We start from the raw sequence: 14,577 nt of genomic DNA, 5'->3' as shown, positions 1-14,577 counted from the left end.
AATAGTCGCGCATCAATTGTACTCACCGGGTGGTGGGTGTGTATTTGTAATCCGTGATATAAATTAATAATGATCGACTCTAATGCAATGGGGAGAATATATGAAACTGATAGTCTGGCTAATAGCACTATTCACTGCTGCTGTAGCTGTTACACTTGCTGCTAAAAACATCACTGGGCAAGCTTCACTGGTGATGCCGCCCTATCAATTAGAGCTACCGCTCGATCAGTTTATTATTGTTGTGATCGTGGCTTTTATAGTTTTCTATTTGCTAGTACGATTCATCCTGGGGGTATTTGGATTCAGCAAAAGGCACCGCCACAAAAAAACAGATGAGATGCTGCTATCCGGACTAAAAGCCTACTTTGAAGGTGATTTTGTTAAAGCACAAAAAAATACCGCCACTGCATTAAAGTTAGCAAATTCAGAAACTATCAAAACAATTAGCGCTGTCATTGCAGCTCGTTCAGCACACAAACTTGATCAAGATACAGCGCGAGATCAATATTTAAATGATGCTCTTAATCAAGCGCCGAGTGAAAAATCTTTGTGCCTTGCCACCAAAGCTAAGTTCCAGTTAGATGATGGACATTATCAGGATGCACTTAAAACCTTACAGTTATTGTATTCAGAAGGAGGGTTGCAACCTACTGCGGTGTTGCAACTGGAGCTGGAGGCTCAGCAACAGGGTGGAAATTGGGATGCAGTATTGGAGTTAACTGAAGTACTGGCGAAACGTCAATCGGCTAATAAAACACACATAAAGCAGTTAAGACACGATGCGCAAATAGAAAATATTAGAAGCAAAGCAACCGATTTGCAGTCCTTGAATCAGTATTGGTTGCACATATCGCCGATGGAAAAGATGGATAGTAAACTTTGTGCAGCTGCAGTGCGTGCCTACAGTTCTCTAGGAGACTGCGCAGCAGCAAATCGGATTATTGAACAAAATGTTCCGATCACATGGGATAGTAACTTAATTGAACTTTATGCGGAATGCTTGGGCTCTCATGTCAATAGGCAGATTGAGTGCGCAGAAGTTTGGCTGAAATCACGACCTAACAATGCACAATTGTTGTTGACGCTTGGTAAACTCTGCACTCATTGTGAGCTTTGGGGTAAAGCGCAAAATTATTTAGAAGCTAGCTTATCGGTTGAACCAAGTTATAAAGCACATTTTGCATTAGCACAACTAAACGAGAAGCTGGGTAAACATGAATTAGCTATGAATCATTAAATAAAGGACTCGATCTATTCCCCAACGACCTATTAACTTAGCCGTTGGGGAATGTTCCAGTGGGGGCTACAAAGGCAAGAGCAGGTGGAAGTGTGTTGAAAAGCACTTAAATTCGTTTCGTTTTAACCTCATAACTCAGATTCTTGAGTTATTGAGGGATTGCTTGTCGAGGGTGTGAATACATCTGAGAAAAAAGCATTTTTAGGTAGCTTACAATAAAGGGTAAAGTCATGGTACGCTGCTTTTATCATAGCAGGGACGCCGCAGGCGTACACTTGATATTTTTCCAGATTCTCGAAATCCTGCATCACGGCCTCATGAACTAATCCTATTTTTCCTTTCCAGTTATCAGCTGACAGAGGTTCGGATAATACAGGCACAAAGGTGAAGTTTTCATATTTTTGCTGCCAACTGTCAGCTAATTCAGCTAAATATAAATCGGCTTTTGTACGTGCGCCCCAGTAAAGAACCATTTTTCTTTTGCTGCTTCGGTTTTTTTCTTGATATAAAACGTGTTCAAGAATACTTTTTACTGGTGCAAATCCTGTTCCACTCGCTAGAAAAATAATTGCAGTACGTTCGGGTACATCGCGCAGAAAGAACGATCCAAGTGGTCCGATAAATCGAACAATATCTTTAACTCTCATTTGGTTAAAAACATATTCTGTGAATGCACCCCCAGGGTAATTGCGTACATGTAATTGCAGAAACTCATCATTATGAGGCGCGTTTGCCAAAGAAAAGCTCCGACGCTTTCCATCTTTGAGCAAGATGTCGATATATTGACCTGGCAAAAATTGTAGCCGCTGCTTGGCAGGAAGTTTTAATGAAATAACCATGACATCGGGAGCGACAAGATCCAGCTTCTGTACGCGACAAGGCAAGGTCTTTATTTCGATATCTTTAATTGCGTTGATTTCCTGGCATTCGATGATCAAGTCGGTCAATGGAGAAGCGCAGCAGAACAACGCGTTACCAGCTCTTTTTTCTTCTTGAGTCAAGGCTTCTTCATTATGACGACCGTAGTTCACCGATCCCCGTATGATTTTTCCTTTACAAATTCCGCAGGAACCGTTACGACAGCCGTAAGGTAGTGAGAATCCTTCTCGTTGAGCCGCGTCAAGAATGGTTTCTCCCGGCTTTACTGTTAATATATGTCCACTGGACTGAATAAGGATTTGGTACGACATTGAGTAGCAGATAAATAATAATATTATTTGGAAATGGAATAGATTGTATGAAAAAAAAACTGTTAATTATCGGCTGCGGCGATGTTGCTTTGCGGACAGTGCCCCTGTTGAAAACACGTTACCATATCCTCGGTTTATATCGTAACGTAGACCGTGCTGATCTGTTACGCGCAAATGGCATTATTCCAATTTACGGTAATTTAGATTGCCCAAAAAGTCTTAAGAAGCTCGCGGGAATAGCACATTTGGTATTACACTTGGCTCCTCCACCCAATCATGGGAAACGCGACACAAGAACGTTGCATTTATTGTCTGCTCTAACAAAACAAACGAAAATCAATTCGATGATTTTACCACAACGGCTTATCTATATCAGTACCAGCGGGGTTTATGGTAATTGCCATGGGGATTTAATTGATGAAACTCATCCTGTTCATCCTGAAAATGATCGAGCTATACGACGTGTTTTTGCTGAAAGGCAAATACGTAGCTGGGGAAAACGTAATCATATTCCAACGTGTATAGTGCGCGTACCTGGGATCTATGCAGCTAGTAGATTACCTTTGCAACGTCTGCGGAATGGCCATCCCGCATTATTGGACGTGGAAGATAGCTATACCAATCACATACATGCAGATGACCTTGCTCAGATTATTTTTGCTGCTATACGGTTTGCCAAAACAAATAGAATTTATCACGCTTGCGACGATTCTCATCTCAAAATGGGCGAGTATTTTGACTTAGTTGCTGATTATTTTGCTTTACCACATCCTCCTCGTATTACTCGGAATCAAGCTCAAGAACAAATAACACCCAGTATGCTATCTTTTATGAAAGAATCCAGGCGACTTAGAAACGTCAGAATAAAAAAAGAATTACACGTTAGCTTGCTCTATCCGACAGTCCATGAAGGTGTTAAAGCCGCATTGATCACTAATCAGTAAATCAACGCTCAGTCTGGCATTAATCGTCAAATTTTTAGTTTGCGCTAAGTAATAATCAATCAATGCCGTTAAATTCGCACAATTTAAAAACAATTTTCTGATCTTGTTGTCAAGAAAGAACAAAATTAGAATTTTTGTAACTCTGGTTAAGAATACTTAGCTATCAAGAATATATTGAGTTTTAAAGGAACTGATTATGGCAACCATAACCGCAAGCGCTGAGAAAAAAATAAAAGAAATTAATTATTCTTGGGAAGGAAAGGATAAGTCTGGAAAGCAACTAAAAGGTGAAATGCGCGCCGCAGGAACTGTGGTTGTAACTTCCACCCTACGCCGCCAGGGCATCAAGGTTACAAAAATAGAAAAAATGCGATCCAATGGCAGAATTATTGAGAAAGACATAACGTTATTTACGCGTCAACTGGCAACCATGATGAAGTCGGGTGTGCCACTACTACAGGCGTTTGAAATTATAGGGAGAGGCCATAGTAACAGGGCCTTGAGTAAGTTGTTGATGGATATTAAAGCTGATGTTGAAACTGGTAGTAACTTGACGGATGCATTTCGCAAATATCCACTTTATTTCGATGCGTTATATTGTAATCTTGTTGGTGCAGGCGAGGCCGCGGGTATTCTTGATACTATTCTAGATCGCCTGGCTACTTATAAAGAAAAGATTCAAGCTATCAAGGGAAAGATTAAATCAGCTCTTTTTTATCCAATTTCAATTATTGTAGTTGCATTTGTCATTACAGCGATAATAATGATTTTTGTGATCCCGGCTTTTAAAGATTTGTTTGAGGGCTTCGGTGCCGATTTGCCCGCTCCAACACTCTTTGTAATGACGATCTCAGATTTCTTTGTCGCCTATTGGTGGGCAATCTTTGGGATTGTGTGGGGGGGAGTTTATGCTTTCTTTTATGCCTGGAAAAGATCTATTCCTATGCAGCGATTTATTGATCGTGTTGCACTTAAGATTCCTGTTTTCGGAGAAGTAATTCGTAAAGCTACTATTGCACGTTGGTCGCGCACACTTTCAACGATGTTTGCAGCGGGCGTTCCTTTGGTAGAATCATTAGATTCCGTCGCAGGTGCTGCTGGAAATTATATCTATTATGAAGCCACAAAGAATATACAGCTTGAAGTTAGCACGGGTAATAGCTTAATGTCATCTATGGCTAACAGCAATGTATTTCCCAACATGGTTATTCAAATGGTAGCTATTGGTGAAGAAGCAGGGTCGCTGGATTCTATGCTTGGTAAAATAGCCGACTTCTATGAAGCGGAGGTTGACGATGCTGTTGCCGCACTTTCAAGCTTAATGGAGCCTATGATCATGGTTGTTCTTGGAACACTTATTGGTGGCATGGTAGTCGCAATGTATTTGCCTATCTTTAAGATGGGCATGGTTGTTAGTTAGCACTATCTTAGGTATTTCAATTTATACAAAATAACCATGACCTTACTCACCATGCTGCAAGATTCTCCTACTTTTTTTATCTCCTTGATCGCGCTTCTTGGTTTAATGATAGGTAGCTTTCTGAATGTCGTGATTTATCGACTGCCCGAGATGCTTAAAAGAAATTGGCTGCAGCAATGTGCAGAGTTACAGGGTCAAGCAAACAAAACATTGCCAACATTTAATCTTGTTACCCCGCGCTCAGCTTGTATTCATTGCGGACATAAGCTGAGTCTATGGGAAAACATTCCAGTAGTTAGCTATCTATTTTTACGTGGTCGTTGCTCTCAGTGCAACGTGCATATTTCTTCTCGTTACCCTATCGTAGAAGCTTTAACAGCCTTAATGAGCGGCATAGTTGCCTGGCATTTTGGATACGGTTTGACAACGATCGCGGCATTGATTTTTGTATGGGCGCTCATTACCTTGGCGATGATTGATCTCAATACAAAACTATTGCCGGATGATATAACTTTGCCGTTATTATGGCTGGGGTTATTGGTTAATATTAATAATGGCTTTACCGATATTCAATCAGCAGTTATTGGCGCCGCAGTAGGCTATTTTTCCTTGTGGTCAATTTATTGGTGTTTTAAATTGGTAACCGGGAAAGAAGGGATAGGATTTGGTGATTTTAAATTACTATCCGCAATTGGTGCCTGGTTGGGCTGGGGTATGCTACCGCTGGTTATGCTTTTCTCTTCACTGGTTGCTACCACCGTAGGTGTTGGGTTGATCACCGCAGCAAAACTGAATAAGAATATTCCTATTCCATTTGGTCCTTATCTAGTTGGCGGAGCGCTTATCGCATTATTCTGGGGAGAAAAGCTTAATCATGCCTACCTTGGATTATTCTAATTAATGACCTTTATTGTAGGACTAACTGGAGGAATTGGCTGTGGAAAATCAAGTGTTAGTCAATGTTTTGTGGATTTGGGTATTGATGTTATTGATACTGACGTAATTGCTAAGATGCTAACTGAGCCTCACGGTCTGGCAATGAGCTCAATTAAAAACTCTTTTGGAGAAACCATGATAGCTGCAGATGGTTCTCTGGATAGGAAAAAGATGAGGGACCTGATTTTTTCTAATAGTAATTATAGGGTTACATTGGAAAAGATTCTTCATCCACTCATTCTTGCCGAAACTTTGCAGCAAGTCAAAAGAACTCGATCATCCTATATCATAGTCGTCATCCCGCTTTTATTTGAAACGAATGATTACGACAAATTAGTTCAGTGCAGTTTGGTTGTTGATTGTGAAGAGCAACAACAAATATTACGTACGATGGAACGTAGCAAGCTGACTGAACATCAAGTAAAAGCGATCATTGCAACACAGGTATCACGAAAGAATCGCTTACAAAAAGCGGATGATGTGATCGACAACAGTCAAGATCTTCTATATCTGAAAGCACAGGTAGTTCAGCTACACAGGAAATATCTTTCTTTGTCATAATAAACATTATGTTGCAACATAATGATCAAGAATTTAACTGGGAAACTTGCTTCTTTTGTGAAATAATCCTTCTCGGGCAAGACCTAATGTTTCTAATCCTTGTTGTGGACGCATAGTTATTGTGATTTGTTATGAGCACCCGCTTAATGAGCGTATACGCACCCTCCTGCGACTTGAAGACCTGTTTAATAGAATTGATTTTTTTTCAACTAAAGAGAGTGCTTCTGAACATCATACTTCGCTCATGGCTTTATTTGAGGTTCTAGAGATCACCAATCGTGCAGATATTAAATCAGATTTATTGCAAGAATTGGAACGGCAAAAACTGATACTCGAAATGCTACGAAAAAATCCAGATGTTTCTGAAGAGGTGCTTGATGGTGTCCTAAATGACATAAAAGTCACTTTCAGGGAAATGCTGGATTCTCCCGGAAAAGTTGGCGAACACCTGCGTGGAAATGAATGGCTGATGGCGATTAAACAGCGAGTTGGAATACCTGGCGGTTGTTGTGTGTTTGACTTGCCATTCTATCATTATTGGCTCAATTTAGATCCTGTGCATCGGCATGAAGATCTTAATGAATGGTTGTCTCCATTTCAACCTATACGCAACGCATTCAAAATTGTCTTGCTACTATTACGAAAGAGTGGAAGAACTCTGAGGGTTGTTGCGAATCAAGGTGTTTTTCAGCATAATGGCTCAGAATACTCGGCGCACATGCTAAGACTTAACATAAGCGATCAGCTCCCCTGTGTACCCGAAATCAGCGCCAACAAATATGCACTAAACATTCGTTTTATTTCGGCACAATCAGTGCAAAAAAATAGAGTTTATGAAGGCGACGTGAGATTTGAAATAACCTTCTGCAATCTTTAGTTCCTGTTAAAAATTTTTGAATTTAAGAGAATAATAGCGCTGGAACTACCATCTGATGCGATACGATTATTAATTTTCTCAACTGATTGTTTTCTTATTGACAAACACTCGTTTAAATTCAGAATAACGAAAGTTTGTTTAAATTTACTGTCAATTCATTACTTCAAGTAGAGGTGCTTCTTGGAAGATATGCCGTTGCACATCATGCTGATTGCATTGGCGATCCTGTTGATTGTGTCAGGTTTTTTCTCGTTATCTGAAACCAGTATGATGGCAATTAACCGCTATCGATTAAGGCATCTAGCCAAGCAAGGCCACCGTGGTGCCCGATTAACGGTAAAATTACTTGAAAAAACAGATCGGCTATTGGGTGTCATATTACTCGGAAACAACTTGCTGAATACTGCTTCTGCTACGCTGGTGGCAGTCATTGTTGCCACACTTTTTGTGCAAGATGAGTTTGCGTTGCTTATGGGAACAATAGCGGTAACCTTTGCCATTCTCGTGTTTAGTGAAATCACTCCGAAAGTGATTGCTGCTGCTTATCCTGAGCGCATCGCCTTAGCAGCAAGTTATGTGCTGACACCCCTGTTGATTATTTGTTACCCCATTGTGTGGTTTGTCAATTTGTTTGTGAGTGGATTATTAATCCTATTTCGGTTGAAGCCCGAGAATGTAGAACTTGAGCAAAAAATAAGTACGGAAGAACTTAAGATGCTGGTGTTGGAAGGAGGGCATTTCATACAGCATAAGCACCAAAGCATGCTGTTAAATCTATTTGATCTTGAAGAAATCACGGTTGACGATGTTATTGTTCCACGAAATCAAGTCGAGGCAATTGATCTCAATGCCGATGATGAGTTTATTCACGCACAATTGCTAACTTGTCACCACACCCGTCTGCCAATTTACCGTGAGCGTATGGATAACATAGTTGGTCTTGTGCATGTGCGTAAGGTTTTGAATCAGATGCAAGGAGGAAAAATCACGGCGTCTACATTGGAGAAAGTCATGCGTAAACCTTATTTTATTCCTTCTGGCACCTCATTATTTTCGCAACTGCAGCTATTTCAGGAAAACCAGAAAAGGGTTGGATTGGTCGTTGATGAATATGGGGAGTGGATGGGATTGGTTACACTGGAAGATATTATTGAAGAAATTATTGGTGAATTTACTACTCAAGCACCCACCCAAACCAGCATTTTTTTGAAGCAGGAAGATGGCAGTATCCTTGTCGAAGGAAGAACATTGCTGCGAGAATTAAATCGCAAACTTGATTTTCAATTTCCGCTAGATGGGCCGAAAACTCTAAATGGATTAATTTTAGAATATTTTGAGGATATTCCCGAGGCGGGCACTGGTCTCAATATTGCCGGTTATCCAATGGAAGTTATTCAAACCAAAAATCGAACTGTAAAAACTGTTAAAATTTTTCCCACTTTTGCTGAAGCCGAAACAAAGCAATCTGAGTGATCAGACTGGAAAGATACGTTATTTAGCGTCATTACTACAACAGGATAGACACACTCTGGACAATCCCGGTTGGACGGGAATAATAAAAGCAGTTATTCTGTCGCTCGGCAAACATTTAACTAGTTTGTTGTTTATCAGAGCGCCCATAGCTCAGCTGGATAGAGTACCGCCCTCCGAAGGCGGGGGTCGCACGTTCGAATCGTGTTGGGCGCGCCAAAATCCGTCAAAAACTGCTAACATAAATATTTGCTTCCAAGCGCAAATGTGCTGTTAGTTATTTCACTGCTTAATTTTAATTGGCAATTTTTATTTAAACTAAAACTGGCCTCAAGCTTGGTTTTGATAGGCTATGTGGCATTGAAATTTGGTCATGGAATCAACTGAATACAGGATTACTCTGGTGAGATTAGACTCACTTTTTGAATCTGGTAATCATGGTAATTATTGATCGACCAATCGATCGATTGATGACTTCCTATTTATGTATTGGGTATGGTAAGGTGTAAAAGATGTTCTTTGGCAATTTCTGTGCCCTATAAGATGCTAATTTCTAACCAAATAAGTAATAGCTATTTTTTAGCGAACTCAAAACTGTATTGTCCGAGACAGCTGCATCATGAATTATCTTGCTCTGAAGTGAGCCTCAAGATTTCGCTATGTAATTAAACCAAAAGAGTAGTTGGTATCCATGGCATCTATTAAATCAGAAACGATAATATTGTTCGGAGAAGTTCTGGTAGACATATTCGATGACCGAAAAGTGTTTGGAGGCGCTCCGTTTAATGTTGCACGTCACTTGCAAGCATTTGGGCTGCATCCGGTATTAATATCGCGCATCGGAAGTGACGAACTGGGTTGTGAACTACTTGCTCAGATCAAAGATGCCAATATGGACGATTGTGGCATACAGCGTGATAATTTACATCCGACCGGGCAAGTAATGGTTCACCTGGAAGAACGTGGACATCGCTTTGAAATTTTGCCAGAACAGGCTTATGACTTCATCCATGCAGGTATGGCGGATAGGATTTCTTCGACCATATGCCCGCAATTAATTTACTTTGGTACCTTGGCTCAGCGCAACTCAATATCCGCTCATGCTCTGGTAACATTGCTTAACAGTAACAAGGCGCCACGCCTACTGGATATCAATTTACGTCAACCTTGGTATGACATGCATACCATAAAACATTCTTTAATACATGCAGACTTGGTTAAGATAAATCAGGAGGAACTGGATGTATTGGTGCCACTTTTCCGACTACCTGGCATAAATCGAGTACAAAAAGCAGCCGCGCTGATAAAACATTTTAACTTGGATAGCATGCTGGTCACCTGTGGTGAAGAAGGTGCCTGGCAACTCGGCAAAGATAGTAAAGTGACAAATATAGGTGGATTGGTGTCTCCGCGCGCTGTGGTGGATACAGTCGGTGCTGGGGATGGTTTTGCTTCTGTGTATATACTTGGGTTGTTGCGTGGGTGGCCTATCATGCTTACCTTATCGCGTGCAAATGCTTTTGCCGCTGCTTTGTGCGAAATACGGGGAGCTATTCCTGATTCTTCTGATTTTTATGAGTCGTTTATTGCAGATTGGAAGACATAACGATGGACTCGATCAATAATGAAAATACCTTGTATATTTTGATGATCAGTACGCATGGATTGATCAGAGGAAATAATATGGAGTTGGGGCGTGATGCCGACACGGGTGGGCAAATCACCTATGTGGTGGAGCTGATGCGTGCATTGGCTCGCCATCGCGAGGTCGGACAAGTGGATTTATTGACGCGGTTGATCGAAGATCCCGCGCTGTCGCCAGATTATTCCCAGCCCGTCGAAGAAATCGGTGATGGCGCGCGTATTCTGCGCTTGCCTTTCGGCCCATCGCACTATGTACGCAAGGAATTGCTGTGGCCTCATCTTGATCAGCTGGCGGATCGCAGTCTGCATTTTTTGCGTCAACAAGGCCGATTGCCGGATCTGATTCATACACATTACGCGGATGCCGGATACGTAGGTCAACAGCTATCGCAGCTACTTGGCATACCTCAGGTACACACGGGTCACTCATTAGGACGTCCCAAACTATTACACTTGCTGGCGAGTGGCCGCAAGAAACAAACTATTGAACGTCAATTCAATTTTGAGCGCCGCATCGCGATAGAAGAGGATTTGTTGGTTAACGTTGCGATGGTGATCACTAGCACTCGACAGGAAGTTACTGAGCAGTACGGTATGTATCACAATAACGCAAGTGGCCGTTTTGTGGTGATCCCTCCAGGCACTGATATCGCTCGTTTCTCACCACCGGGACGTAGGAAAATCAACTCTAATGTCGTTCATATGGTGGATAAATTTCTTTCTGATTTTGCCAAGCCGATGATACTTGCAATCTGTCGCCCTGCTATTCATAAAAATCTGAAAGGATTGATCAATGCTTACGGAAGTAATCCAGCATTACAAGAGAAGGCCAATCTAGTCATCGTCGCAGGCAATCGTGACGATATACGCGAACTCGATGAAGCATCACAAAAAGTACTGAAGGAACTGTTGCTGGACATTGATCACTATGACATATGGGGTAAGGTTGCAATACCCAAGCATCACAGCGCCGAAGACATTCCAGAGTTATATCGCCTTGCTGCACGTCGTCGCGGCGTATTTGTCAATCCAGCATTAACCGAACCTTTCGGTTTGACCCTGATTGAAGCAGCCGCTAGCGGCCTACCCTTTGTGGCCACGGAAGATGGTGGACCTCAGGACATTGTGACCAATTGCTGTAACGGGTTACTGGTAAATCCTCTTGATCCAGCCGCTATTGCTTCTGCGCTTGATAGCGTGCTATCGGATAAACAGCAATGGCGATTGTGGGCAAAGAATGGCGTTGCAGGCACACGCCGCCATTATAGTTGGGACGCTCACGTCAGTAAGTATGTGAAAGAGGTGCGCAAGTTACTGCGCCGCGATCGCAAACGTATGCGTCGGCAGATTGCGTTTACCATGCAAGATGGTAAATCGCCCATGCCGTTGGCGCGTAAAGCACTGATCAGCGATATAGACAACACCTTGATAGGCAATAAAAATGGATTGTTGCAACTAGTCGCCTGGTTGAAAAATCATACAGGATCGATAGTGTTTGGTATTGCGACCGGACGCTCTCTGGAAAGCGCGGTAAACGTACTCAAAAATGCGCGGGTTCCAATCCCCAATGTATTAATCACCTCAGTCGGCAGTGAAATTAATTATAGTTATAAGCTTCAACCGGATATTGGCTGGGCGAATCGTATTGCGCACTTGTGGCGGCGGGAGGCGCTGGAGCAAGTATTGTCCGACATTCCTGGGTTGACACTTCAACCTGTCGAGAATCAACGTAAATTTAAGCTGAGTTATAACGTGGCGTCAGAGCAGATGCCATCTTTGCATGATCTTTGCCAGCTACTGCAGGAACATCATTTGCATGCGCGGCTTATATATTCGCATGAGGAATTTCTGGATGTGTTGCCGGTACGTGCTTCCAAAGGGCATGCTATCCGCTATTTGGCTTACAAGTGGGGATTGCCTCTGGAAAATTTTCTGGTCGCGGGTGATTCAGGTAACGATAAGGAAATGTTGCTTGGTGATACGCTGGGTATAGTGGTTGGCAACTATGGCACGGAACTTGAGCGGCTGCGCGGTATGGAACGAATATATTTTGCTCAGGGCCATCAGGCGGATGGCATTCTTGAAGGGCTGGCACACTATGGCTGGCGGTCTACGGATAGCTGATAATTCTAGGTATATAAATCATGTATGAACAGATTTCGCATTCATTGCTTAATGATATTTTGGTTGAGTTGAGGCAAAAATCAAAGCCGCAGAATCTGCAACTCTTTTATACGCGATTAGGTGCAAATTTCTATGCGATTTATTCGCTATTCAATACGCTTTACGGAAATCGGCCTGATTTCAAAGAACAGATGCGGAATCTGGTAGAAACACTTATGCGCCAATATGCTACTAGGCCCAGCCATCTCAAGAAAACAGACTTGGAGCGTGAAAAAGATCACAATTGGTTTTTAAGCCAAAAATGGGTGGGTATGGCACTGTATTGCGATGGATATGCTGACAATTTGCAAGGTATGTTGCCAAGATTAAGTTATTTGCAGGAATTAGGCGTTAACTTGGTACACATTATGCCTATTTGTGATTGCCCTGAAGGCAAGAGTGATGGCGGCTATGCTGTTAGAGATTATCGCAAGATTGATAGTCGATTCGGCACCTTTAAGGATTTTGATAAACTAGTTGATAGCATGAAAAAGCGCGACATGTTATTAGTGCTGGATGTGGTGGTTAATCATACTTCTGATCAGCATGAATGGGCTGAGAAAGCGCGTGAAGGTGATAAAACCTATCAGGATTACTACTTTACCTTTGATGATAGATCAATCCCTGATATCTATGAAGAGTCAATGCCGGAAGTATTCCCGGAAACTGCGCCGGGCAACTTTACTTGGGATGAAAAGATGGGTAAATGGGTGATGACTGTATTTAATCACTATCAGTTGGATTTAAATTATCAGAATCCGGCGGTGCTCATAGAGATGCTCGACATTCTTTTGTTTTGGGCCAATCGTGGCGCCGATATTTTACGGCTTGATGCAGTAGCATTTCTCTGGAAAAAAATAGGTAGTTCTTGCCAGAATGAGCGTGAAGCGCATCTGATTTTGCAGCTAATGAAAGATTGTTGCCAAGTTACTGCCCCAGGCGTGCTGTTTATTGCAGAAGCTATTGTCTCGCCAACGGAGATTATTAAGTATTTTGGCGAAGATGCTATCAATGCGAAAGAGTGCGAGATTGCCTACAATGCTACTTATATGGCGCTGCTATGGGACGCTGTGGCGACAAAAAGAACCATGCTGCTTAATATTGGCATACAGAATATTCCTCAGAAGCTTGAACGAGCAACTTGGCTCAATTACGCACGCAGCCATGATGATATTGGCTTGGGCTTCAGCGATGCGGATATAGCCTTGGCTGGATATGAGCCGTTGTCGCATAGACGCTTTTTAATTGATTATTTTACTGGAAATTTTGAAGGATCTCTGGCAGCCGGGCTTGCTTTTGGAAGAAATTTGGAGACAGGTGATGCACGTATTTCGGGATCACTCGCCTCACTCGCCGGACTTAAGCACGCGCTGGAGAGTAATGACGTTAATGCTACGAATATGGCTATTAAGATTATTCTCCTGTTGCACGGAATGATCCTTTCGTTTGGTGGAATTCCGATGCTTTATTATGGAGATGCCATTGGAACGCTTAATGATGATTCTTATCTTAATGATGAATCAAAGAGCACGGATAATCGTTGGGCACACCGTCCCAAAATGGACTGGAACAGAGCAATGTTAAGAACACAGCCAGGAACAGTCGAATACAACATTTTTTGCGCGGTAAAGAAAATGATTGCTGTGCGCAAGGAAGTACCAGCTTTTGCAGATAGAAATAATCGCGAATTATTGAACGTAGATAATCCCCATCTTTTTGTGTTTTCACGATTCGATCAAATTAATAACAGCCCGCGAGTTCTGGTGGTTGGAAACTTTGATGATGAACCGCAACCCTTAAAGCTATCTCCACTCCAACACATGGGTTTCTTTCAGCACGAGTTAATCAGAGATTTAGTAAGCGGAGAAACCTTGCATGTGACAGATGAGAGCTTAATTTGCCCTGCACGGTCTTTCTATTGGTTGCAAACATAGAGGAAAGTATGCAATCAGATTTTTGCAACTCGCGAGTAGCGGGAAACGATATCCCTCGAGCCTGGTGATTCCAAATTACATTGATTCATTGAGAACCGAGGTTTGCTCTAATCATAATTTAGCTTCAAGTAAAAGTTTCCTGGAGATAATTAGTCGATCCTGAAATAACAGCAAGCAATTGATGTTAGGCACAAATAATCT

The 14,577-nt window shown here is 42.0% G+C and carries 11 protein-coding genes and 1 tRNA gene; 11 read left to right on the top strand and 1 reads right to left on the bottom strand.

Annotated features, from left to right (window positions below; all coding sequences use genetic code 11):
- Nucleotides 1-100: 100 nt before the first annotated feature.
- The gene (locus tag QZV86_RS05690; RefSeq protein ID WP_295624895.1) at nt 101-1,237 is read left to right on the top strand and encodes a heme biosynthesis HemY N-terminal domain-containing protein; all 1,137 of its coding nucleotides are present in this window, start codon (nt 101-103) and stop codon (nt 1,235-1,237) included.
- 128 nt (nt 1,238-1,365) lie between these two features.
- Here QZV86_RS05690 and QZV86_RS05685 read toward each other — a convergent pair whose 3' ends face one another.
- A complete protein-coding gene (locus QZV86_RS05685; RefSeq protein WP_295624893.1) occupies nt 1,366-2,427 on the bottom strand; it encodes a CDP-6-deoxy-delta-3,4-glucoseen reductase in 1,062 nt (353 codons plus the stop codon).
- A gap of 47 nt (nt 2,428-2,474) precedes the next feature.
- Between QZV86_RS05685 and QZV86_RS05680 the strand changes: the two genes are divergently transcribed.
- From QZV86_RS05680 to QZV86_RS05635, 10 genes are all read left to right on the top strand, one after another.
- Nucleotides 2,475-3,371, top strand: coding sequence for an SDR family oxidoreductase (locus tag QZV86_RS05680; RefSeq protein ID WP_295624891.1), 897 nt, complete (start codon nt 2,475-2,477; stop codon nt 3,369-3,371).
- Nucleotides 3,372-3,567: 196 nt separating this feature from the next.
- Nucleotides 3,568-4,791, top strand: a complete 1,224-nt coding sequence (locus QZV86_RS05675; protein WP_295624889.1) for a type II secretion system F family protein — start codon at nt 3,568-3,570, stop codon at nt 4,789-4,791.
- Nucleotides 4,792-4,827: 36 nt separating this feature from the next.
- Nucleotides 4,828-5,688 carry an A24 family peptidase gene (locus QZV86_RS05670; protein ID WP_295624887.1) on the top strand — a complete coding sequence of 287 codons (861 nt, stop codon included), beginning with the start codon at nt 4,828-4,830 and terminating at the stop codon, nt 5,686-5,688.
- A gap of 3 nt (nt 5,689-5,691) precedes the next feature.
- A complete protein-coding gene (gene coaE, locus QZV86_RS05665) occupies nt 5,692-6,288 on the top strand; it encodes a dephospho-CoA kinase (protein WP_295624886.1) in 597 nt (198 codons plus the stop codon).
- A gap of 121 nt (nt 6,289-6,409) precedes the next feature.
- Nucleotides 6,410-7,165 (top strand): cell division protein ZapD, encoded by a 756-nt coding sequence (gene zapD / locus QZV86_RS05660; protein ID WP_295624885.1) that lies wholly within the window; start codon nt 6,410-6,412, stop codon nt 7,163-7,165.
- A gap of 189 nt (nt 7,166-7,354) precedes the next feature.
- Complete coding sequence (locus QZV86_RS05655; RefSeq protein ID WP_295624940.1) at nt 7,355-8,638, top strand: HlyC/CorC family transporter; 1,284 nt, start codon at nt 7,355-7,357, stop codon at nt 8,636-8,638.
- 139 nt (nt 8,639-8,777) lie between these two features.
- Nucleotides 8,778-8,854, top strand: a tRNA-Arg gene (locus tag QZV86_RS05650).
- Between the two features lie 472 nt (nt 8,855-9,326).
- On the top strand, nt 9,327-10,241 hold the full coding sequence (locus tag QZV86_RS05645) for a carbohydrate kinase (protein ID WP_295624883.1): 915 nt from the start codon (nt 9,327-9,329) through the stop codon (nt 10,239-10,241).
- Nucleotides 10,242-10,243: 2 nt separating this feature from the next.
- Nucleotides 10,244-12,403 carry an HAD-IIB family hydrolase gene (locus QZV86_RS05640; protein ID WP_295624881.1) on the top strand — a complete coding sequence of 720 codons (2,160 nt, stop codon included), beginning with the start codon at nt 10,244-10,246 and terminating at the stop codon, nt 12,401-12,403.
- A 20-nt stretch (nt 12,404-12,423) separates the two neighbouring features.
- On the top strand, nt 12,424-14,376 hold the full coding sequence (locus QZV86_RS05635) for an amylosucrase (RefSeq protein WP_295624879.1): 1,953 nt from the start codon (nt 12,424-12,426) through the stop codon (nt 14,374-14,376).
- Nucleotides 14,377-14,577 lie beyond the last annotated feature (201 nt).

It is taken from the genome of uncultured Nitrosomonas sp., assembly GCF_902826915.1.
GTDB lineage: Bacteria > Pseudomonadota > Gammaproteobacteria > Burkholderiales > Nitrosomonadaceae > Nitrosomonas.
Note: the sequence above shows the minus strand (reverse complement) of the source record. Positions and strands in the feature narration are given on the sequence as shown.